Here is a 21,835-nt window from a genome sequence, read left to right as displayed (position 1 = left end):
CGCTCTCCGGGTTGCAGGAGACGTTTGAAGGTCATGTGGATGCGAATTGCTGCTGCACTCTGCGTGGCCGGGATCGCCGTATTGCTCGTCACTTGCGGAGGCGACGTCGTCGCCGGTGCAGGGGGCAGCAATGCGGGCGACCCACCGGGCACCTCGGCCCCGCCTTCCAGTACCGATGGCACCGGCAGCACGAGCCTTCCGCCGCTGGAAAGAACGACGATCGCCTGCGCGCTCGACGGATCGGGTGCTTTCGACAGCACATGTTCGGTCGAGCGGGTCGAAGTTGAGGGCGCGCGCCTGCTGACCGTGTTTCACCCGGACGGCGGATTTCGGCGGTTCGAGCAATTGGCGGACGGTTCCGGCCTCGCAGCGGTTGCAGGCGCGGACGCGGTGACGCAAACGCTCAAGGGTGACACGCTCGAAATCGCCATCGCCGCAAATCGCTACCGATTCCCCGTCGATTCGGAATGACGGGGCGCTCGCGCCGCGCCAGATCCTGACCGTCGAACAGGTGCGCGCTGCCGAGGTGGCGCTGTTCGAAGCGGGTATCGAGGAATGGGCTCTGATGAGCCAAGCCGGGCAGGGCGCGGCCGACTGGATCGCGCGGCTGGCTGCCGGTGGCCCGGTGACTGTGCTGTGCGGCCCGGGGCATAATGGCGGCGACGGCTATGTCGCGGCGGCTGCCCTGCGCGCCCGCGGCCTGCCGGTGAAGGTAGTCGCCCCGATTGCGCCGAAGACCGATCTCGCCAGGCGCGCTGCGGGCACGTTCGATGGAGAGGTGCTGGAGAACGGGGAGGGCCTTCATGGAGCGGTATTCGTCGATGCGATGTTCGGCATCGGCCTTTCGCGTCCGCTGACCGACGAACACCTCGCGCTGATCCGCAGCCTCCATCATGCGAATACGCGCTCGGTGGCGCTCGATGTGCCGAGCGGTATCGAATCCGACAGCGGGGAGGGGCCGGACGATCTTCCGACCTTCGATCTGACGCTGGCGTTCGGGGCGTGGAAGCCTGCGCATTTCGGCGGCGGTGCGCTGGCAAAGATCGGTGCGCCGCGCCTGGTCGAGATCGGCGTGCCCGATCAATCCGCCAGCACGATGCTCTCGCGCAATGCGCGCATCGCCGCTCCCGATTTCGGCGCCTACAAGTACACGCGCGGCCTTGTCGCGGTGGTGGGGGGTGCAATGCCCGGTGCCGGGCTGCTGGCTGCACGCGCTGCCGCGTTGGCGGGGGCGGGCTACGTCAAATGGATGAGCGCGCACGACCACCCCGGCCACCCGCCCGATCTTGTGCGCGACGACTCGCCGCTGGAAGAGGCGCTGTCCGACGAGCGGATCGGCTGCGTGCTGGTGGGACCGGGCCTTGGCCGTGACGACGATGCGCGCGAAAGGCTGAAGGCCGCGCTCGATTGCGGGAAGCCGCTGGTGCTGGACGCCGATGCCCTGCACCTGCTGCGTCCCGCCATGCTCGCCGACCGGAACGCGCCCATCCTGCTGACGCCGCACGCGGGCGAGCTGGGGACGCTGTGCGAAACCTTCTCTGTCGATGGCGCGACCAAGTGGGCCCGCGCAGCGCGGCTTTCGCAGGAGACCGCTTGTGCGGTGCTCGCCAAGGGTCCCGACACGCAACTGGCCTGCGACGGGCAGCTCCGCTTTTTCCCGCCCGGATCGCGCTGGCTCTCGGTCGCAGGATCGGGCGATGTCCTCGCCGGGATAGCCGCCGCGCGCCTCGCGGCAGATGACGAGACGATGCGCGCCACTTGCGAGGCAGTGCATCTGCATGGCCGTGCGGCGCGCTTCGCCGGGCCTGGATTCACTGCGGGAATGCTGGCCGAAGCGGTCAAGCCCGCGCTGGCAGAGATGATATGAGCGACCCAATTCTCCGCATCGCCGCCAAGGGCGATGGCCTGACCGAAAGTGGTCGTCACGTGGCCGGGGCCGTCCCCGGCGACACGGTCGATGCCGCTGGCACGATTACGCCCGGACCCCACCATATCGACCCCCCGTGCCGCCATTTTCCGCAATGCGGCGGGTGCGAACTGCAGCAGGCCGACGACGAGGTGCTCGCGCAATTCGTCGGCGAGCGGGTCGCTTTTGCTGCAGAATCGCAAGGACTGGAGCCGGGCGTGCTCTCGCCGCCGCATCTCTCGCCGCCGCACACGCGTCGCCGCGCCTCGCTTCATGCACAGCGCGCAGGCGCAAAGGTCGTGATCGGTTTTCGCGAGGGCGGATCGCACCGGATCATCGACATGGCCGAATGCCATGTGCTGCACCCAGCGCTGTTCGCGCTGGTCGATCCCTTGCGGCGTCTTCTCGGTCATTGGCAGGGAAGGCTAGCCGCCGACATCCAGCTGACGCTGGTCGATCAGGGTGTTGCGGCCGAGATCAGGGGAATCGTCCCCGACGGCCTCGCCCAGACCGAAGCCTTGCTCGATTTCGCGCGCGACAATGGGCTGGCGCGCCTCTCTATCGACGAGGGCTTTGGTGCGGAGCCGGTGTGGGAACCTCAACCCGCGACGGTGACGCTCGGCGGTGTGCCGGTCGATTTCCCGCACGGCGCGTTCCTTCAGCCGACGCAGGACGGCGAGGCGGCACTGCTTTCTGCCGCGCGTGAATGGACTGCCGGCGCGGGCACTATTGCCGATTTATTTTCAGGGCTGGGCACCTTTGCCTTCGTGCTGGCCGGATCGGCGAAAGTGCTGGCGGCGGAGGCCGACAGGGCGGCGCATCTGGCGTGTCAGGCGGCGGCGCGCAGCAATGGCAAGGCAGTCCATTCGCTGCACCGCGATCTCTTTCGCGATCCGCTGACGGCGCAGGAAATCTCGAAGTTCGACTGCATCCTGCTCGACCCGCCGCGTGCGGGCGCGCGCAACCAGATCGACATGATTGCGCAGAGCTCTGCCAGCCGGGTGGTCTATATCAGCTGCAATCCGCAAAGCTGGGCGCGCGATGCGCGGCGGCTGGCTGATGCGGGCTTCCGCCTCGCGGAGCTGCGCCCGGTAGGGCAGTTCCGCTGGTCGACGCATGTCGAACTGGCGAGCCTGTTCCTGCGCTAGGCGTGCGGCCTCAGCTGCGCAGGGCTTCGACCAGCCGTTCTTCCAGCCATTCCTTTGCGTGTGGCTCCGCGAACGCATGGCTCGCGCCCTCGCAACACGCGATCCGCGCATCGTCGGCCGGCCATGCGCCCTGGAATGCCTGCGCGGTGCGATCCGCGCTGGCGAGCAGGATGGTCACAGGCCCGTCGAAACGTTCAAGCCCGGCCCGCATTCTCATCGCGAGATTACCCGGCGAGGGCGCGGGGCGCGCCGCCTTGACGATGCCCCCTGCAAGCTTTCGCATATCGACGCCGCCGCGCAAAAGCCGGGCGACCTCGCGTGGATTGCGCAATTTTTCAGCATAGCGCGCGCGGATCGCCTGCGGAGGAGGGCTGTCGTCGGCATCGTCCTCGATGGTCCACGGATTGCTGAGCACCAGCCCGTCGCACCCCGCGCCGCTCGCCAGCATCAGCGCGCTGGCCGCGTCGCAATTTCCGAGCGCGAAGACCCGGTTCACTTGCGGAGCGATTGCCCGGAATGCCTCGATCGCGGCACGAATGTCGGGCTCCGATTGGGTGTAGCCGAGGTTCTCGCCCTCGCTGTCGCCGATCCCGCGACGGTCGAAGCGGAAGACCGGAAAACCGCGCTTGGCGATGGTCTGCGCGAGGCGTGCCTGACCGCGAAATGCGCCGGAGCGGATCTCGTTGCCGCCGCTGACCAGCAGCAGCCCGGTCGTCAAAGGCGCCGTGTCGAGCGTAGCGGCGAGCGTGGAACCCTCGCACGAAAAAGTGAGATGAAGGCGGCGCCTCATGCGCTGTCTCGCATCGCGATGGCGATTACGGCTGCGAGCGCGTCCGCCTGTGCCGCGTCGAAATCGGGCTCGGCGCGCAGCCAGAGCGGGCGACCGCCGATGGTTTCCTGATCGAGCAGTGCGACGCCATCCTCGCGGGTTGGCAGCTCAGCCGTCTCGAGCGCGGCGAACATCTCAGGCCCGATCTGCCATCCGGCCAGCGCGATGCCTTCGCTGCGGCCGGTGGCCTCGATCTCCTCGCGGGTTTCAGGGTGCCCAGCTTCCTTGCTTGCGATGACCCGCGCACGCACCATGCTGCGCAAAACCTTCGGCCCGTCTTGCGGTGCATAATCCCAGCCCGGCAGCCCGGCAGGGCGCAGCAAGGCGCCGCCACGAACCGTCAGAACCGCGCTGGCACGAAAATGCTCAGCCGCTTCGGCAGTGGCAGCACGCCATGCGTCGAGCGTCTGCTCGGCCAGATGTGCACGGCTTTCATTACAGCCGGGAAGATCGGGCATGAAGGAGTCGATCCCCGATCCATCGAGCCTGCGCAGCACCTCGACCAACTGGTGGCGCAGTTTGTTCGCTTCTTCGAACAGCGGCGGGATGACGAGCAGCCGCATCGCGCGCCCGGCATCGAACGCCAAGGCGGCTTCGTTCCGCGTCCCGCCATCGACGGTGGGGCTCGGCCATTCGATGAATTTGAGCGGTGTCGTCACGAGGTGACGGTCTTCGCCTCGGCGAGGGCGAGCAGGCCGCCGTAGGTCTCCAGATGATCGCCATCGACCTCGTCGTCTTCGATGATGATATCGAAGCGGTCTTCCATCTCGGTCAGGAGATCGGCGACCGCCTGGCTGTCGAGCTCGGGCAGGTGGCCGAAGAGTCCGCTGTCGGGGGTCAGTTCGGCAGCACGCTCTTCCGACAGGCCCAGCACATCGCGCAGGATCGCACGGAGCGTGGAATCGATCTTCGAACGTGCCGGACCTGTCTCGTCCGTCTGCGGTGATACTTGTGCGGTCATGGGCCCCGTGTACCTGCCATGAAAGTGGCGGCAGCCCTAGCGCCGGGGTTTGACACTGGCAAGGATGGCGCGCGCGGCGCGTTTGGCGAGCGGTGGCCACGCCTCCGGCCGCGAGGGGTTCAGCGCGTCGAGCCGATACCGCGGGCGGACCTCTTCCATCCAGTCGCGCTTATACGCATCCGAACCAGTACCGAAGTCGATGAGGGTCACCTTGTCCCTGTCAATGACGTGCTCGAACAGCGCGGCAGACAGGGTCGTGCCAGGCGAGATCGGCTTGGCGCTTTCGAGATGGGCGAGCTTGTGGATGTAGGCGACGCCGCTCTCCACCGTCCAGAACTGCGCCGCGACGGGGGTGCCTTCTGCATAGGCCACGCCTAGCCGGATACGCCCCGCTGCGCCTTCGTCTTGCGCGAAGCGGCGCAGCAGATCGGGTTCGTCCTCGCTCGGCTTCCAGCTTTCGGCGTAGATGCTTTCATAATGATCCCAGAGTCTTGCGTCGAAATACTCGACGATTTCGACCTCGACCTTTTTCGCCTTGCGCTTCAACGTGGTGCGCAGGCGTCCCGGGCGGTCGGTCCAGTATTCCGCGAAGCTGCGGCCCTTGACGTGCAGCACGTGGTTCTCGTCGCACTGGTCAAGTGACACCGCCCATCCGGCCTTGCGGAAGGCGCGGGCGAGGCGGGTAGCGGAACCGTCTTCGTCGGGCAGCGGCCAGAGCGTCACACGCGGAGCCTCGCGCTTGAGGTCGCGGGCGAGGGTAGCGAGTGATGCGTCGCCCGCTGGCCCAACGGGCACGTGCGGACGCCAGGTGAAAGCGTACCAGTTGCGCAGCGCTTCGATACGTCCGTCGACTCGGTTCAGTGCGAGGCTGGCGTGAGAACCATCCGTCTCGACTTCAGCCTCGAATGCACCGGCGCGCGAATCGGCGAGCAGGGCGAACCACTCCGGCCGGTCGAAGGGGGATGTGGCAGCACACCCGCGGGCTGGCGGTTGCGCAGCTTGCACAATAGTAACCTCCTTGTGATAGCGACCCGTCTCAGCATTCACGAGGCCAGAACTCCCTTCCGATGACCACGCCAGATCCAACCCCTTTTCCGATCGACCACGTTATCGAACGCGGCGGTGATGCGGACCCGGCGCTGGCTTTGCGCGAAGGCACCCTTAGCTTCGCGGACTTAAGAACCCGTGTCGGTGAGTTGGCGTCATGGCTGCGCGAACAGGGCGTTGAGCCCGGAGCACGGATCGCCTCGTGGGGCGCGAAAGGCGAACTGACCTGCCTGCTGCCGCTGGCTGCGCCGCGCGCCGGGCTGGTGCATGTCCCGATCAATCCGATGCTCAAGCGCGCGCAGGTGGCGCATATTCTGGCCGATAGCGGCGCTTCGCTGCTGATCGGCACTCCCGCGCGGCTCGCCACGCTGGAAGCGGGAGATGTGCCTTCTGAATGCGCGATCATCGGAGAAGTCGAGGCACTGGATGCCTCGCGATCCTTCGATGCGATGCCCGCATCCGACGCCGAACCTGAGGAAATTGCGGCAATCCTTTACACGTCGGGCTCGACCGGCAAGCCCAAGGGCGTCGTATTGAGCCACGCGAACATGTGGCTCGGCGCGGTCAGCGTGGCGTATTATCTTGACCTGGAGAGCGACGACGTCACGCTGGCGGTACTGCCGCTCGCGTTCGACTACGGCCAGAACCAGCTGTTTTCGACGTGGTATGCGGGCGGCTGCGTCGCTCCGCTCGACTACCTGATGCCGCGCGACGTCACCAAGGCGGTCGCAAAGCACCGTGCCACCACGCTCGCTGCCGTCCCGCCGCTGTGGCGTCAGCTTGTGGAGGCGAAGTGGGAAGACGGTGCGGGCGACAGCCTTAAGCGCCTGACCAATTCGGGTGGCGCGCTGACGCCGGACCTGATCGACGCGATGCGCGAAACCTGGCCGCAGGCGGATATCTACCCCATGTACGGACTGACCGAGGCGTTTCGGTCTACCTTTCTTGATCCCTCACTGGTCGCGGCCCACCCGACATCGATGGGCAAGGCGGTGCCGTTCGCGGAAGTGCTGGTGGTGAAGGAAGATGGCAGCCCCGCCGCCGCAGGCGAGGAGGGCGAGCTGGTCCATTGCGGGCCGTTCGTCGCAAAAGGTTACTGGCGCGATCCCGAGCGGACGGCGGAACGGTATAAGCCGGCGCCCGCGCATTCCGAATATGGCGGCACGGCGGTGTGGTCGGGCGATTATGTGAAGCGCGACGCCGACGGCTTGCTCTATTTCGTCGGGCGGCGCGATGCGATGATCAAGAGCGCGGGCAACCGGATCAGCCCGCAAGAGGTAGAGGATGCGGCGCTTGCCACAGGACTGGTCGCCGATGCCGTGTGTTTCGGCGTGCCCGATGCGATGCTGGGGCAGGCGGTGCATCTGGTGGTGCGCGGCGCGGGCGAAGAGGACGCGCTGAAGGCCGCACTCAAACGCGATCTGCCCAGCTTCATGCAGCCGCACGCGATCGAGTGGCGCGAACTGCTGCCGCTCAATCCCAATGGCAAGATTGATCGGACCGCGCTCTATCGCGAAGTCTCCGAAAGGCTCGCCGCATGAGCAGGCGCGATCCAAATTCGGCCAAGCCGCTCGGCCCGATCCCACAAGGGTTCGAGGCGATCGACGGAGAACTCGCGATCGGCGGGCGCAAGGTGAGCGATCTGGTCGATGAGGCTGGTGATACTCCGCTGTTCGTCTATTCGCGCGACATGCTCGACGCGCGCATGGCGGCACTGCGCGCTGCAATGCCCGATCGGCTGGCGATCCACTATGCGGTCAAGGCCAACCCGCGCCCCGAGGTAATCGCCCACATGGCCACGCTGGTCGACGGGTTCGATCTGGCATCGGGCGGAGAACTGGCGATCCTGCAAGGCGTGGGCATCGGTTCCGATCACATCAGCTTTGCCGGGCCGGGCAAGCGCCCGCGCGAAATTCGCGCGGCGATCGAAGCGGGCGTGACGCTGAATTGCGAGAGCGAAACCGAAGCGGCCCGCGCCCTCGAGATAGGGCGAAAGCTGGGCATTCAGCCCAAACTCGCGGTGCGGGTGAACCCCGATTTCGACATGCGCGGATCGGGCATGAAGATGGGCGGCGGGGCCAAGCAATTCGGTCTGGATGCCGAGCGCGTTCCTGCGCTGATCCGCCATCTGATCGAAAATGGTGCGGATTGGCGCGGCCTGCACATCTACACCGGCAGCCAGACGCTGGAGGCCGATGCGGTGATAGAGACGCAGGGCCATGTGCTCGACCTCGCAGCGCGGATCGCGCGCGAGGTTGGTCAAGCATGCCCCGTGCTCAACCTGGGTGGTGGGTTCGGCATCCCTTATTTCGCGGGCAACGAACCGCTCGATATCGATGCTGTCGGTGCGGCGCTGGGTGAACGTTTCGCGGATCTGCCCGAGGAACTGGCGGACACAGAAATGGCAATCGAACTCGGCCGCTATCTCGTGGGCGAGGCTGGCGTGTATCTGACGCGGATTGTCGACCGGAAGGAAAGCCACGGCGATCTTTTCCTCATTACCGATGGTGGCCTGCACCACCAGCTTGCCGCTTCGGGCAATTTCGGGGCGGTGGTACGGCGCAATTATCCGCTCGTAATCGCCAGCAAGTTCGACGCGCAACCTGTTGAAATTGCGAATGTTGTCGGTTGCCTGTGCACCCCGCTCGACAGGCTGGCGGACAAGGCGGAACTGCCCCGCGCCGAAATCGGCGATCTGGTCGCTGTCTTCTGCGCCGGGGCCTACGGCGCGACCGCGTCGCCGATGCATTTCCTCGGCCAGGGGCCCGCTATCGAAATGCTGGTCTAGAGAAGTTCCTCCCCTCTCTTAGGGGAGGGGAGATGTTCGTTTACCTTTCGCTAACCCGCCGTCCCGCTTCGGGACCGCGCCCTGACTCTTCCATTAGCTAACGGGATATTCACCCTTTTTGGCGAGGAACGATCCCAAATCGTCGGCCCGTAATGGTGGCGCGCTTCGCGGGCGCGTCATCTGGCCGACACGAATGGAAGGATCGATCCCATGCGCACAGGCGCAATTGCCCGGTTTGCCGCTCTTGTCTTCGGATTGCTGGCGCTCGCCGGATGTGTCGGCGGCGGTGGCGGGCCTCAGCTGCCGCCCGCCGCATTCGTGGCGACTCAGGAAGGGCCGAGCCAGGAATATGTGATCGGCCCGCTCGACGAGCTGTCGATCAACGTCTGGCGCAATCCCGAGCTGAGCGCGACCAATATCCAGGTCCGCCCCGATGGTCGGATCAGCATTCCGCTGGTCACCGACATGCCTGCCGTGGGGAAGACCCCGGCGATGCTGCAGGAGGATATCCGCCTGCACCTGTCGCAGTATATCGAACAGCCGATCGTCTCGGTGATCGTGACCAAGTTTGCGGGCACGTTTAGCCAGCAGGTACGGATCATCGGCGCGACCGAGAAGCCAGCGTCGATTCCCTATCGCGCCAACATGACCGTGCTCGATGCGATGATCGCGGTCGGCGGGCTCAATGAATTTGCGGCGGGCAATCGCGCGAAACTCATCCGGTTCGATCCGCGCGTCGGCCGCCAGCGCGAATATGCGCTGCGCCTGGCGGACCTCCTGCGTCGTGGCGACAGCAAGGCCAATGTCATGCTCGCTCCCGGGGATGTGATCATCATCCCCGAAAGCATGTTCTGAGGGGCTAGCACGCAGTGAACGAACTTTTCGACGAGGTACGCTCAGCGCTGTACTCCGCCTGGAGCCGCAAGTGGCTGGCACTGGGCGTGGCGTGGGCCGTGTGTCTGGCGGGCTGGCTGTTCGTCGCTTCGATCCCGAACACCTATGAAAGTCGCGCCAAGATCTTCGTCCAGCTGGACGACGTCCTGTCGAAACAGATCGGCATCGCGGGTAGCGACATGACCGATATTGCGCGCGTGCGACAGCGCCTGGCGAGCGCCTCCACGCTCGGGCAGGTGATCGAGTCGACGCGGCTGGGCGAGGGCATAAACTCGCCGCGCGCCATGGAAAGCGCCATTTCGGGCCTCGCCGAGCACGTGAAGGTGCGCAGCGAGGAGGACAACCTCTTCGAGATCACCGCCGACATGGGGCAGGCCCGCTTCACCGACGCCGAAAATGCCAAGCTGGCGCAAGACGTTGTCCTCAAGCTGCTCGATATCTTTCGCGAGGCGAATGTCGAAGGCACGCGCGGCGAGGTGAGCGACGCGGTCGCGCTGCTAGACGAGCAGCTCGATGCGCGGGCGAAGGAACTGGAACAGGCCGAAGCCCGCAGGACTGCGTTCGAATCGGAGCATCCCGAATTGATCGGCGGCGCGGCTGGAATTTCGACCAAGCTGCAGTCGGCGCGTTCCGAAATGCGCGGCGTCGAAGCGGATCTTGCCGCTGCGCAAAGTGCGCTTGCCGCGATTACCGGCCAACTTGCCAGTACGCCGAGGACGATCCAGGGAATGGGCGGTGCCGGCGGCGGCAGCGCGCTCGACCAGGCCGAAGCGCAGGTCGCCGAGTTGCGCGCGCGCGGATTGAAGAACAGCCACCCGGACATGCAGGCGGCCCTGCGGCAGGTGCAGATCCTGCGCCAGATGGGCGGCAGCGCGGCGTCGGCCGGCGGGATGCCGAACCCGGCCTACAGCTCGCTCGTCTCGATCCGGGCGGAACGGCAGGCGAATGTGCAGGCGCTGCTGGCGCGCAAGGCAGCGTTGCAGGCCGATATCTCGATGACCATGGCCGATCAGGTCAGCGAGCCTGGCCTCGCAGCCGAAGCGCAGCGGATCGGGCGCGATTACGAGGTGCTGAAGAAGAAATACGACGAGCTTTTGCAGGACCGCGAGGAGATGGAACTGCGCAGCCAGGTGGAAAGCCAGCGCAGCTCGTTCCGCTTCGACATTATCGACGCGCCCGGCGTGTCGTCGCGCCCGGCAGCGCCCAATCGCCCTCTGCTGCTCCTTGCGGTGGCCATCCTGGGCGTCGGCGCAGGGCTGGGCAGTGCGATCGCGCTGACCATGCTGAAATCGACCTTCTCGACGAGCGCGGGGCTGAAAAGATCGCTCGGCCTGCCGGTGATCGGGACGATCTCCAAGATCGTACCACCTTCGCGAAAGGCGAAGGAGGAACGCCAATTGCGCCTGTTCTACGCAGGGTCGGGTGCGCTCGCCGGACTGCTTGTCGTGCTGCTTGGCATCGAGTTCGTCCAGGTCGGCCAGGTGATGGCGTGAGGAGGCAGACATGACCGAACACCGTCCGATCAAAACATCCAAGGATGATGACAGCAGCTCGCTGCTCGAACGTGCCAGCGGCGCCTTTGGGCTGAACAATCTCGGGGCGGCGCCGATGCCGACCAGCTTCGACGACGTGCCGATGAAGCGCGCGCGCCCCTTGCGCAAAAGTACCGTCGAGAGCGCACCAGTCGCGCCGCCGCCTGCGCCCGCGTCGCCGCCCGATCCCGAAACGATCGCAATCGAAGACGCGGCTCCCCAGGCCAGCCTGCCGATACCCGTACGGCCCGCCGCACCGCCGCCTGCCGTCATCGAAGGCAATGCCAAGGCGATCGCCTTGTCTGGCGAGCCCATCGAGGTCGATTTCGCCCGTTTGAGGGAGCGTGGCTATATCGATCCCTCGGGTCAGGCGTCGGGCCTGGCGGAGGAATTCCGCATCGTGAAACGGCAGGTGCTCGATGCCGCGCGCCATGGCGCAAGGGGGCTCGCCCGCCGTATCCTGATCACATCGCCCCACGCTGACGAGGGCAAGACTTTCTGCGCGGTCAACCTCGCGCTTTCGCTTGCTGCGGAAACCGATCTCGAAGTCGTCCTGATCGATGCCGATCTGGCCAATCCGTCGATCAAGGAAGTGTTCGGCCTGCCCGAACGCGCTGGTCTGATGGACGTGCTCACAAATCCCGATCTTCTGGTCGAACAGCATGTTCTCCAGACCGATATCGGCGGTCTCTGGCTGTTGCCGCCCGGTCGCCAGGGCAACTACGCGAGCGAAGCACTGTCGAGCCGTCGCACCGCAGAAGTGTTCGAACGCCTGACCGCTCAGGCCCCCAACCGGATCGTGCTGATCGACAGCCCGCCCGCGCTCGCCGCATCGCCCGCTGCCGAACTGGCGAAGCATGTCGGCCAGACGATCCTGGTCGCGCGCGCCGACCGGACTGGGAAGAGCGCGCTGGAAGACGCAGCTCAGCTGCTTTCCGCCTGCCCGGACATCAAGCTTGTTCTGAATGGCGCGAATTTCAGCCCGAGCGGTCGCCGTTTCGGGAGTTATTACGGATGAGGATCCTTCCCATGACCCGCCTGCCCGTTCTCGCGTCCTTGATTGCTGCCGGGGCGCTGCTGCCTGCACCCGCCTTCGCCCAGTACGGGTGGAGCGACGACGAGGTGACGACCAGCAGCGGATCGACCGCCCAAGCTTCTTCCTATCCGTCGGGCGATCAGGCCGATGGCGGATATGACGACAACGGCGATGGCTATGGCAATGGCGGCGGTTCGCGCCCGGCCGGTGCGCCCGTGCGCCAGCGGCTGCGGATCGATCCCTATATCGAAGCCAATCAGATCGTCACCCAGCGCATCCAGCCCGACAGCGAAACGTCGGTCTATGGCGGAGTTGCCGCCGGGGTCGATGCGTCGGTCCAGGGCCGCCGCGCGGGCGGTTCGGTATCTTTGCGCTATGACCGCGTGATCAGCTACGGCGACGACCTGTCGCCCAATGTTTCCCCCAGCGACAGCCTGTCGGGCGTGGCCCGCGGCTATGTGGCTGCCGCACCGGGGCTGACGCTGGAGGCGGGCGGCCTCGCGGCACGCACGCGGGTGGATTCCAACGGCGGCAGCACGATCGCCAGCGGCCAGCCCATCGACAGCGATAACGAGGCGCGCGTCTATTCGCTGTACGCGGGGCCGAACCTGTCGACCAATGTCGGGGCTGCGCAAGTCTCGGCCAATTATCGTTTCGGATACAACCGCGTCGAAGAACCTTCGGCCACGCTGGTCGACAATACGGCCACCTTCAGCGACGTCGCAGAGGAAAGCGTCGTTCATTCGGCCAATGCCCGGATCGCGGTCGATCCCGGCCGTGTGCTGCCGGTTGGTGTCGCAGTGGGTGCCGGCGCGTTTCAGGAAGAAGTTTCCAATTCCGACCAGCGCGTGCGCGATTTCTATGGCCGGGGAGACCTCACCTTCCCCGTCGGCCCGGGTCTCGCCGTGGTTGGCGGCGTCGGTTACGAATATGTGCAGGTCGCCAACCGCGATGTGGTTCGCGATGGATCGGGCAATCCGGTGGTCGGCAGCGACGGACGTTACCAGACCGACGACAGCTCGCCGCGCAAGATCGCGTTCGAAACGGAAGGCCTGATCTGGGATGTGGGCGTGGTCTGGAAACCGTCGCGTCGCACCCAGCTGGAAGCGCACTACGGGCGCCGTTACGACAGCGACACCTATTACGGCACCTTCAGCTGGCGACCGAGTTCGCGGTCGGCGTTCAATGCGTCGGTCTACAGCGGCATCAGCGGCTTTGGCGGGGTCCTTACCAACTCGCTGGCCAACCTGCCGAGCGGCTTCATCGCCTCGCGCAACGCCCTTACCGGCGATTTCAGCGGTTGCGTTTCGGGTACGGGCGCTGCCGGATCTGCCGATTGCCTTGGCGGTGCGCTAAGCTCGGTTCGCAGCGCGGTGTTCAAGAATCGCGGCGTCAACCTCGGCTACTCGGCGACCAATGGGCGGGTCACGACCGGTTTCGGTATCGGTTACGACCGTCGCAGCTATTACGGCGCACCGGGCACACTACTCGCGGCGGCCAATGGCCAGGTTGATGAGAGCTTTTACGGCAACGTGAGCCTGGGTGCGCCTCTTGGCCCGCGCGGCTCGGTCGCGGTGAACGGGTACGCCAGCTACCTGAAGCAGGCCGACGAGGCGCTGAGCGATGCGCTGCTGCTGGGCGCTTCGGCGGCCTACAGCCGGTCGATCCTCGGCAACCTTTCCGCCCGCGCTGCGCTGTCGCTCGACACGATCGACAGCGAACTTATCGACGAAACCAACGCATCGGCCCTGTTGGGCCTGCGCTACGACTTCTAGACGCCTGAGGGACTACGCAAGATCATGTTCGACCAGTATTACGGTTTCTCGGGCCGACCTTTCCAGCTGACGCCGGACCCGAATTTCTATTTCGAGAGCATCACGCACCGCAAGGCGCTGAGCTATCTCGGTTACGGGATGGCGCAGGGCGAGGGCTTCATCGTCATCACCGGCGAAATCGGATCGGGCAAGTCGACGATGGTCGCGCACCTGATGCGCAAGGTCGATCCCAACCAGATGACGGTCGGCCAGGTGGTGACCAGCAATCTCGATGGGTCGGAACTGGTGCATCTGGTGGCGCAGAGCTTCGGCCTCGACGTGGCCGGACAGGACAAGGCGAGCGCGCTGGGCGCGATCGAGGCTTTCCTTCACGAAGAAGCCCGCGACGGTCGACGCTGTCTGCTGGTGGTCGACGAAGCGCAGAACCTCAGTTTCGAGGCGCTCGAAGAGCTGCGGATGATGAGCAATTTCCAGTTGGGCTCGCACCCGCTGCTGCAACAGCTGCTGCTGGGCCAGCCGGAATTCAAGCAGACGCTCGCCCAGCACGACAGGCTGGAACAGCTGCGCCAGCGCGTGATCGCGGCCCATCACCTCACGGCGATGGAGGTGCAGGAAGTCGCACCCTATATCGAACACCGCCTGTCGCTGGTGAACTGGAAGGGTTACCCTTCCTTCGATCCCAAGATCTTTCCGAAAATACATGAGGCAAGCGGCGGTATCCCGCGCCGGGTCAACCAGATCGCGACCCGCCTTCTGTTGATGGGTGCGGTCGAGCAGCGCAGCCAGATCGACTGCGCGATGCTGGATCAGGTCGTCGAGGAAATGGCGCGCGACAACCGGTCCGAGGAGGCCCAAGAGCGCAAACCGGCATTCTCCCGGCCAGCTATCGATCTTTCGTCTACCTCAGCGCCGCCGCGTGCTCCGGCTGCAACCCCGGCTCCCGCGGCGACACAGCAGCAGAACAATGCTCCTCCGAGGCCGAACGACGACGAAATCTCCGATCTTCGGGCAGCGATCGCCACCCTGTCGCGCGCCATTGAGGGTTCGCCGCGCACGGATGGCGACCTCGCCAAGCGTGTGGAGGCGCTCGAAACGCGTCTTGAAGAGCAGGAACAGAGCGTTCGCTACCTGCTGCAACTATTGATCGAATGGCTCGACAAGGACGGTCGGCAGAAGGCCGCCTGACGATGGACCTCGCGCCTGACCACCAGCCTCATCCGCCCGCACCGAAGGTCGTCAACGGCCTGTCGGTCGACGTAGAAGACTGGTTTCAGGTCGGCGCCTTCGAGACCACCATCAAGCGCGGCGACTGGGATGGCTGCGAGTTGCGGGTCGCGCGGAATGTAGACGCTATCCTCGCGCTGTTCGAACGCGCGGGGGTGAAGGCGACGTTCTTTACGCTCGGCTGGGTGGCCGAACGCGTGCCGCAGGCGATCCGCGCGATCGTCGCTGCCGGGCACGAACTCGCCAGCCACGGCTACGATCACCAGCGCGTGTTTACCTTTGCACCGTCCGAATTCGCCGAAGACCTGAAGCGGTCGCGCGGCATTCTGGAGGACATCGGCGGCACCAAAGTGACCGGCTACCGCGCGCCCAGCTTCTCCATCGATGCGCGCACGCCGTGGGCGCACGAGGAGCTCGCCGTGCAGGGCTATGCCTATTCGTCCAGCGTCGCGCCCATCGCGCATGATCATTACGGCTGGCGCGAAGCACCACGCTTTGCCTTCCGTCCGGTGGCGGGGGCAAATCTGGTCGAAATGCCGGTGACGACCGCGATGCTTGGCCAGCGCAGGCTGGCGGCTGGCGGCGGCGGATTCTTCCGCACGCTGCCTTATGCATTCTCGCACTGGGCCATTTCGCAGGTGAACCGCGAAGAGGGCCGCCCGGCGGTGTTCTATTTCCACCCGTGGGAAATCGACCCCGGCCAGCCGCGCGTGGACAATGCGCCGCTGCGCTCGCGCCTGCGGCACTACACAAAGCTGGCGGCGATGGAGGGCAAGCTCGAACGCCTGCTGCGCGACTTCGCGTGGGGCAGGATGGACGAGATTGTCGCTGCCGGGACCCCCGAACGCGAAAGGGAAGCGGCATGAACGCGCCCTTTGCTCCCGAGCGCGCGGATGCGACCATTATCTCGCACGCCGATTTGCATGATGACGCGCTGTCGGACCGCATCGCCGCTTTCGTCGAAGATCGGTACGGGAGCCCGTTCCATCTGCCCGAATGGCTGGTCGCGATCGAACGCGGAACGGGTCAGCGTGCGTGCGGGCTTGTCGCAGAGCGGGCAGGGCAGATCATCGGATGGCTGCCGCTGACGCTGGTTCATTCACCTCTGTTCGGGCGCGCGCTGGTTTCGAGTGGCTTTGCCGTCGATGGCGGGCCGATCGCGAGCGAACCGCATGTGGCGCAGCGTCTTGCGGATGCAGCGTGCGAGCTTGCCGTGCGCCATTCCTGTGCCGAGGTCGAACTGCGCGGCGGCGCAACGCCTGGCGGTTGGGAAGTGGTCACTGGCAAGCATTGCGGTTTCGTCACCGATCTGGCCGCTGACGACGAAGCGCAACTGCTCGCGATACCGCGCAAGCAGCGCGCCGAGGTCCGCAGGAGCCTGAAGAACCCGCTTACGGTCACCGTCGGAGTCGCAGAGCGCGACCGCGAGGCGCACTACGCCTGCTATGCGGCGAGCGTGCACAATCTCGGCACGCCGGTATTTCCGCGCAGCCTGTTCGATGCAGTGCTGCGCAACTTCCACGAGCGCGCCGATATCCTGACTGTTTGGGAAGGTGACCAACCGCTCGCCAGCGTGCTGACGCTTTACCACCAAGGCACGGCCTATCCGTTCTGGGGCGGGGGCGTGTGGCGCGCGCGAGAGGCCCGCGCGAATGAGCGGATGTACTACGCGCTGATGTGCCATGCGCGCGACGCGATGGCCTGTGCGCGCTTCGATTTCGGTCGCTCCAAGACCGGCAGCGGGCCGTATCACTACAAGAGAAACTGGGGTTTCGAGCCGCAGCCACTCGCCTATTCGCGGTGGAGCGCACCGGGGGCAGAGGCGCGCGACGTCGACCCGACCAGCGATGCCTTCGCGCGCAAGATTGCGCTGTGGAAGGCATTGCCGCTTCCGGTGGCCAACCGGCTCGGCCCGATCATCGCAAGGGGGCTCGCATAATGGGCGAAACGCTGTTCCTCGCACACAGGGTTCCGTTCCCGCCCGATCGGGGAGACAAGATCCGATCGTTCCACGTGCTGCGCGCGCTGGCCAGGCTGGGCCCGGTGCATGTCGGCACATTCGACGATCGCTCCGGCTATGGCGACGAGTTTCTCACGGGCATCGCCGCCAGCCACCACCTCGTCCCTGCGCGCAAGCGCGACATGATCGCGGCGGCAGAGGCGATGGCTAAGGGTCAGCCCGTCAGCCTTGCGGCCTTCGCCAATGATCGCCTGCACGAATGGGTGGCACAGGTGCTCCATTACCGCCCGATCGATGCAATCTACGTGTTCTCGGGCCAGATGGCGCAATATGTCCCGCCGCATTTTCCCGGGCGCGTCGTGCTCGACCTGTGCGACGTCGATAGCGCCAAGTTCGAAGCCTATGGCAATGCCGGGCATGGGCCCAAGGCGTGGATTCATGCGCGCGAGGGCAGGCTGCTGGCTTCTGCCGAAGAGCGCTTTGCGCGCGCTGCCGACACGACGCTGCTGATCAGCGAGAACGAGGCGAACCTTTTCCGCACCCGCGTATCGAACATGCACCAGATCGACCTGCGCGTGATGCGCAATGGGATCGACGCGAACTTCTTTGCGCCCGATGCGGTCAAGGCGGAGCCGACGCTTTACGGACCGGGGCCCAACATCGTGTTCACCGGACAAATGGACTACGCGCCCAACGTCGCCGCGGTGGAGCGGATGGCGCAGCGTATCCTGCCCGCGATCCGCGAGGTGCATCGCGATGCCGAGTTCCACATTGTCGGCCGCGCGCCCACTCCGGCGGTGAAGGCGCTTGGCAAGCATGCCGGGGTTACCGTGTGGGGCGAAGTGCCCGATGTGCGACCTTATCTGGCCGAGGCAGACATCGTCGCTGCGCCGCTGACGATTGCGCGCGGTATCCAGAACAAGGTGCTCGAAGCGATGGCGATGGCCAAGCCCGTGCTCCTCTCGCCCGAGGCGGCGACCGGAATCGACGCCGAGGATGGCGTACATTTCGCTGTCGCGGAGGGTGACCGGATGATGGCTGGCCGCGCGCTCGCGCTGATAGACGACCGGGCGAAGGCTCGCGCGATGGGCGAGGCGGCACGTGCCTTCGTGCTTGAGCATCAGGGCTGGGCTGCGATGCTGTCCGGCCTGGGGGAGCTACTGCGGCCTTCGCTGGCCGATCCGGTGCGCGATGCCGCCTGAACTTGCCCAGGGGCTGGATCGTCGGTCGAAGGCGGGAGCGTTCAAGCGCCTGCCAGCGGCATGGGCAAATTCGCTCGGCTGGCTAGCGCTGGCGGGGTTCGCCGCACTTCTGCTCACCTCACCGCAGTGGATCGCGATGGGGCACCAATGGCTGACCGTCTCGGCCTACCAGCATATCCTCTTCGTGCCGCCGATTATCGGCTGGCTTGTCTGGAACCGGCGGACTGTCCTGGCACGGATGACCCCGCGTGCGTGGTGGCCGGGGCTGGCGCTCGTGATCGGTGCGTTGCTGCTCTGGCTCGCCGGATCGCTGACTTCGATCGATATCGTGGCGCAAGGCGCTGCGGTGCTGCTGTTGCAGGGCGTGACGATCGCAATCGTGGGGCCGAGGGTCGGTGCAGTGCTAGCCTTTCCGCTCGCCTTTGCGTTCTTCCTGGTGCCCTTCGGCGAGGAGATCGTGCCGCCGCTGCAGGCTCTAACCGCGGAGATGGTCATCGGCCTGACCCACCTGAGCGGCATCGACGCGACGATCGACGGCGTATTCATCGCCACTCCGGCGGGGCTGTTCGAAGTCGCTGCCGCATGCGCAGGCGTGCAGTTCGTGGTCGCGATGGTCACGCTCGGCGTGCTGGCCGCGAAGGTCGGGATGAGCCGCTGGCCCCGCCGGATCGCTTTCATGGCGCTGTGCGTGATCGTCCCGATTCTCGCCAACGGAGTGCGCGCGTGGGCGATTGTCGCGGTTGCGCAGGTTGTCGGTGCAGAGCGGGCCGGCGGGATCGATCACATCGTCTATGGCTGGTTCTTCTTCGCCATCGTCGTCGCGCTGGTGATGGCGCTGGGGTGGCGCTGGTTCGATCGCGATCCGGAGGCGGAGGGTGTGGCGTCCGCCGCATGGGCGCGTGATCCGCTGATCGCGGCGCTCGATTCCAGGCACGCCCGCGCCAGTACGATGGCACCGATACTTGTCGCAGCGATCCTGCTGGTGGGCCTGTGGGCAGGGCTTGCGCGCGCGGGCGAGGCTTCTCTGCCAAGTCTCGAAGCCCCGGAGATTGGCGGGTGGACGCTGGTCGAGACACCGCAAAAACCAGCGTGGCAACCTGTCGGAAGGGAGGCGGGCGAACGTTTGCACGCGATCTATCGCAACCCGCAGGGCGAGGAGGTCGATCTTTATCTCGCCGGATACGTCGGGGAGGCCGATCCGACGGCGAATGCCGAGGGTGCCGTCCCCCCCGATACCGCATGGCGATACGTCACCGCGGTGGCGGTACCGTCGCCCCTGAGGGGTGAGGAACTGCTCGCCTTCGGTAGCGAAAGGCGGCTTGCATGGTCCAGCTATGTCGCGCGCGGCAATGCGACAGCCGATCCGCTTGCCTTTCGTCTTGCGGGGTTGGGCGACAGGCTGATGCTCAGCGCCGAGCCGCGCTGGCTGGTCATCATCTCCACAGCCTCGCCATCGACCGCGCAGGCGGGCGATCTGCTGCGTCGCTTCAACGACGAGTCGGGCGGGCCGGCGGCGCTGGTGGCAGCGGCGCTTTCTCGGTAGGGCACGCGAATGTGCGGCATTGCTGGCCTTTTAACCCATGATCCCGGCGCGCCGATCGACCTTTCGGTCCTGACGCGAATGCGCGACGCGATGCACCACCGCGGGCCCGACGGGGCGGGGATATGGAGCGACGATGGCGTTGGGCTCGCCCACCGCAGGCTCTCGATCATCGACGTGGAAGGTTCGCCGCAGCCGATGCATTCGGCTGACGGGCGGGCGGTCATCACCTTCAACGGAGAGATTTACAACTATCGCGAATTGCGCGGCGAGCTGGCGGCGCTGGGGTACCGCTTCAGGACGCAGGGCGATACCGAGGTGATCCTTGCCGCCTGGCGCCAATGGGGCACCGATTGCCTGCAACGCTTCAACGGCATGTTCGCTTTCGCGATCTACGACCGAGCCACGCGCAGCCTTTTCCTTGCGCGGGACCGGTTCGGGGTGAAGCCGCTTTTCACGGCGACCTTGCGCGACGGCACATTCGCATTTGCATCCGAACTCAAGGGCTTGCTGGCAAATCCTGCGGTAGATCGTAAGATCGATCCGCTCGCGATCGAGGACTATTTTGCGTGGGGCTACGTGCCCGATCACCGTTCGATCCTTGCGGGCGTGGAGAAGCTGCCCGCAGGCCATTACCGCATTGTCGAGCATGGCAAGGGCCCGTCGTCTCCGGTCGGCTGGTACGATGTGTCCTTCGATCAGCAGCACCGGATGCCCGAAGCCGACGAGGGTGAAGCTATCCGCGCGCTCCTGAACGATGCCGTCGGCTCGCGCATGGTCAGCGACGTTCCGATCGGGGCTTTTCTGTCGGGCGGGGTGGACAGCTCCACCGTCGTCGCACTGATGGCGAAGCAGGCCGATCGCCCGATAACGACGTGCTCGATCGGCTTCGATGTGGCCGAGCTCGACGAGACCGAGCATGCCCGGCTGATCGCAGGGAAGTTTGGCACCCGACACCACGAACGGATCGTCGATCCCGGCATGTTCGACAGGATCGATGCGATCGCGGCGATGTTCGACGAACCCTTTGCCGATGCGTCGGCCCTGCCTACTGCAGAGGTGTGCGCGCTCGCTCGCCAGCATGCCACGGTAGCGCTCTCGGGTGACGGCGCGGACGAGGCCTTTGCAGGCTATCGCAGGCACGTGTTCCACGCCGCCGAACAGGGCGCGCGCGATCTCCTGCCGGCACCGGTTCGCAGGGCCCTTTTCGGTCCGCTAGCGGCGCTTTACCCGAAGGCGGACTGGGCGCCGCGCCCGCTGCGCGCCAAATCGACCTTCCAGGCGCTCGCGATGTCGGGGGAGGAGGCCTACGCCCATGCCCTGTGCGTGATGCCGCCGACGGCCCGCGATGCGATTTTCTCATCAAGGATGACCCGCGATCTTGGCGGATATCGCGCCGAGCAGCCTTTGATCGACCTCATGCGGTCGGCGCCTGCGCGCCGCGGCCTCGACCGGGCGCAATACGCCGATCTCAAGTTCTGGCTCCCCGGTGACATCCTGACCAAGGTGGACCGGACCAGCATGGCCGTCAGTCTCGAAGCGCGCGAGCCGCTGCTCGACCATCGACTGGTGGAATTCGCAGCCGGCCTGCCGCAAGCGAGCAGAGTGCGTGGGACGGAGGGGAAGGTTGCGCTCAAGCGGTCGATGGAAGGCCTCCTGCCGAACGACATCCTGTATCGACGCAAGCAGGGGTTCGTCCTGCCGATCGCGCACTGGTTCCGCACCGATCTGAGCGAGGCGGCCCGTGCCGCAGCGCGCAGCGAAACTCTGCTCGACACTGGCTGGTTCGACCCAAAAGCTCTGTCCCGGCTCGCCGAAGACCATATTGCCGGTCGCCGCGATTACGCTCGCGAACTGTGGCAGTTGCTGATGCTGGAGCGAAATGTGAGTCTTTTGAGCAACAATTAGACTCGTTCCATCGCAAAAATGATCCAAATTTGGGTTATGGTAAATAAATCGTTGCCGCCGAGTCCCGCACGGGTCTAGTTTCGCA

At 65.7% G+C, this 21,835-nt stretch carries 19 protein-coding genes; 15 read left to right on the top strand and 4 right to left on the bottom strand.

Translation table 11 applies throughout. From position 1 onward, the window contains the following. Nucleotides 1–33: 33 nt before the first annotated feature. Genes AAG591_RS04460 through AAG591_RS04450 form a run of 3 tightly spaced genes read left to right on the top strand, consistent with a single transcriptional unit; the run spans nt 34 to nt 3,054 of the window. Complete coding sequence (locus tag AAG591_RS04460) at nt 34–471, top strand: hypothetical protein (RefSeq protein WP_342529790.1); 438 nt, start codon at nt 34–36, stop codon at nt 469–471. After that, nucleotides 410–1,867, top strand: coding sequence for an NAD(P)H-hydrate epimerase (locus tag AAG591_RS04455; RefSeq protein WP_342529789.1), 1,458 nt, complete (start codon nt 410–412; stop codon nt 1,865–1,867). Before AAG591_RS04460 ends, AAG591_RS04455 begins: the two co-directional genes overlap by 62 nt. Beyond that, a complete protein-coding gene (locus AAG591_RS04450; RefSeq protein ID WP_342529788.1) occupies nt 1,864–3,054 on the top strand; it encodes a class I SAM-dependent RNA methyltransferase in 1,191 nt (396 codons plus the stop codon). The genes AAG591_RS04455 and AAG591_RS04450 overlap by 4 nt, the downstream gene beginning before the upstream one ends. Before the next feature lie 10 nt (nt 3,055–3,064). Here the strand turns inward: AAG591_RS04450 and AAG591_RS04445 are convergent, their stop codons facing one another. From AAG591_RS04445 to AAG591_RS04430, 4 genes are read right to left on the bottom strand one after another with little or no spacing between them, the layout of a single operon-like run. Further along, nucleotides 3,065–3,844 (bottom strand): hydrolase 1, exosortase A system-associated, encoded by a 780-nt coding sequence (locus AAG591_RS04445; RefSeq protein WP_342529787.1) that lies wholly within the window; start codon nt 3,842–3,844, stop codon nt 3,065–3,067. Next, a complete protein-coding gene (locus tag AAG591_RS04440; protein ID WP_342529786.1) occupies nt 3,841–4,542 on the bottom strand; it encodes an alpha/beta hydrolase family protein in 702 nt (233 codons plus the stop codon). Before AAG591_RS04440 ends, AAG591_RS04445 begins: the two co-directional genes overlap by 4 nt. Then, entirely contained in the window at nt 4,539–4,844 is a 306-nt protein-coding gene (locus AAG591_RS04435) for an acyl carrier protein (protein WP_342529785.1), read from the bottom strand. Before AAG591_RS04435 ends, AAG591_RS04440 begins: the two co-directional genes overlap by 4 nt. Nucleotides 4,845–4,880: 36 nt before the next feature. Then, nucleotides 4,881–5,849: a GNAT family N-acetyltransferase gene (locus AAG591_RS04430; RefSeq protein WP_342529783.1), complete on the bottom strand. Its 969-nt coding sequence runs from the start codon at nt 5,847–5,849 to the stop codon at nt 4,881–4,883. A gap of 62 nt (nt 5,850–5,911) precedes the next feature. Here AAG591_RS04430 and AAG591_RS04425 point away from each other — a divergent pair, with 62 nt between their 5' ends. From AAG591_RS04425 to AAG591_RS04370, 12 genes are all read left to right on the top strand, one after another. Then, nucleotides 5,912–7,432 carry an acyl-CoA ligase (AMP-forming), exosortase A system-associated gene (locus AAG591_RS04425; protein WP_342529782.1) on the top strand — a complete coding sequence of 507 codons (1,521 nt, stop codon included), beginning with the start codon at nt 5,912–5,914 and terminating at the stop codon, nt 7,430–7,432. Then, a complete protein-coding gene (locus AAG591_RS04420; protein WP_342529781.1) occupies nt 7,429–8,679 on the top strand; it encodes a pyridoxal-dependent decarboxylase, exosortase A system-associated in 1,251 nt (416 codons plus the stop codon). Before AAG591_RS04425 ends, AAG591_RS04420 begins: the two co-directional genes overlap by 4 nt. A 210-nt stretch (nt 8,680–8,889) precedes the next feature. Then, a complete protein-coding gene (locus tag AAG591_RS04415) occupies nt 8,890–9,534 on the top strand; it encodes an XrtA/PEP-CTERM system exopolysaccharide export protein (protein ID WP_342529780.1) in 645 nt (214 codons plus the stop codon). Nucleotides 9,535–9,548: 14 nt separating this feature from the next. Further along, on the top strand, nt 9,549–11,066 hold the full coding sequence (locus AAG591_RS04410) for an XrtA system polysaccharide chain length determinant (protein WP_342529778.1): 1,518 nt from the start codon (nt 9,549–9,551) through the stop codon (nt 11,064–11,066). A gap of 10 nt (nt 11,067–11,076) precedes the next feature. Further along, a complete protein-coding gene (locus AAG591_RS04405) occupies nt 11,077–12,123 on the top strand; it encodes a P-loop NTPase family protein (RefSeq protein WP_342529777.1) in 1,047 nt (348 codons plus the stop codon). Beyond that, nucleotides 12,120–13,916: a TonB-dependent receptor gene (locus tag AAG591_RS04400; RefSeq protein WP_342529776.1), complete on the top strand. Its 1,797-nt coding sequence runs from the start codon at nt 12,120–12,122 to the stop codon at nt 13,914–13,916. Before AAG591_RS04405 ends, AAG591_RS04400 begins: the two co-directional genes overlap by 4 nt. 24 nt (nt 13,917–13,940) lie before the next feature. Further along, entirely contained in the window at nt 13,941–15,101 is a 1,161-nt protein-coding gene (locus tag AAG591_RS04395; RefSeq protein ID WP_342529775.1) for an XrtA/PEP-CTERM system-associated ATPase, read from the top strand. A gap of 2 nt (nt 15,102–15,103) precedes the next feature. Then, on the top strand, nt 15,104–16,006 hold the full coding sequence (locus tag AAG591_RS04390; RefSeq protein ID WP_342529774.1) for an XrtA system polysaccharide deacetylase: 903 nt from the start codon (nt 15,104–15,106) through the stop codon (nt 16,004–16,006). Then, nucleotides 16,003–17,079, top strand: a complete 1,077-nt coding sequence (locus tag AAG591_RS04385) for a FemAB family XrtA/PEP-CTERM system-associated protein (RefSeq protein WP_342529773.1) — start codon at nt 16,003–16,005, stop codon at nt 17,077–17,079. Before AAG591_RS04390 ends, AAG591_RS04385 begins: the two co-directional genes overlap by 4 nt. Continuing rightward, nucleotides 17,079–18,302, top strand: coding sequence for a TIGR03087 family PEP-CTERM/XrtA system glycosyltransferase (locus AAG591_RS04380; protein WP_342529772.1), 1,224 nt, complete (start codon nt 17,079–17,081; stop codon nt 18,300–18,302). Before AAG591_RS04385 ends, AAG591_RS04380 begins: the two co-directional genes overlap by 1 nt. Beyond that, nucleotides 18,292–19,845, top strand: coding sequence for an exosortase A (gene xrtA, locus AAG591_RS04375; RefSeq protein WP_342529771.1), 1,554 nt, complete (start codon nt 18,292–18,294; stop codon nt 19,843–19,845). Before AAG591_RS04380 ends, xrtA begins: the two co-directional genes overlap by 11 nt. 9 nt (nt 19,846–19,854) lie before the next feature. Continuing rightward, nucleotides 19,855–21,750 (top strand): XrtA/PEP-CTERM system amidotransferase, encoded by a 1,896-nt coding sequence (locus AAG591_RS04370; protein ID WP_342529770.1) that lies wholly within the window; start codon nt 19,855–19,857, stop codon nt 21,748–21,750. The last annotated feature ends 85 nt before the right edge of the window (nt 21,751–21,835 follow it).

It is taken from the genome of Citromicrobium bathyomarinum, from assembly GCF_038594485.1.
Classification (GTDB): Bacteria; Pseudomonadota; Alphaproteobacteria; order Sphingomonadales; family Sphingomonadaceae; genus Alteriqipengyuania; species Alteriqipengyuania bathyomarina_A.
The sequence above is the reverse complement of the archived record's forward strand: the minus strand, read 5'-3'. Positions and strand labels throughout refer to the sequence as shown.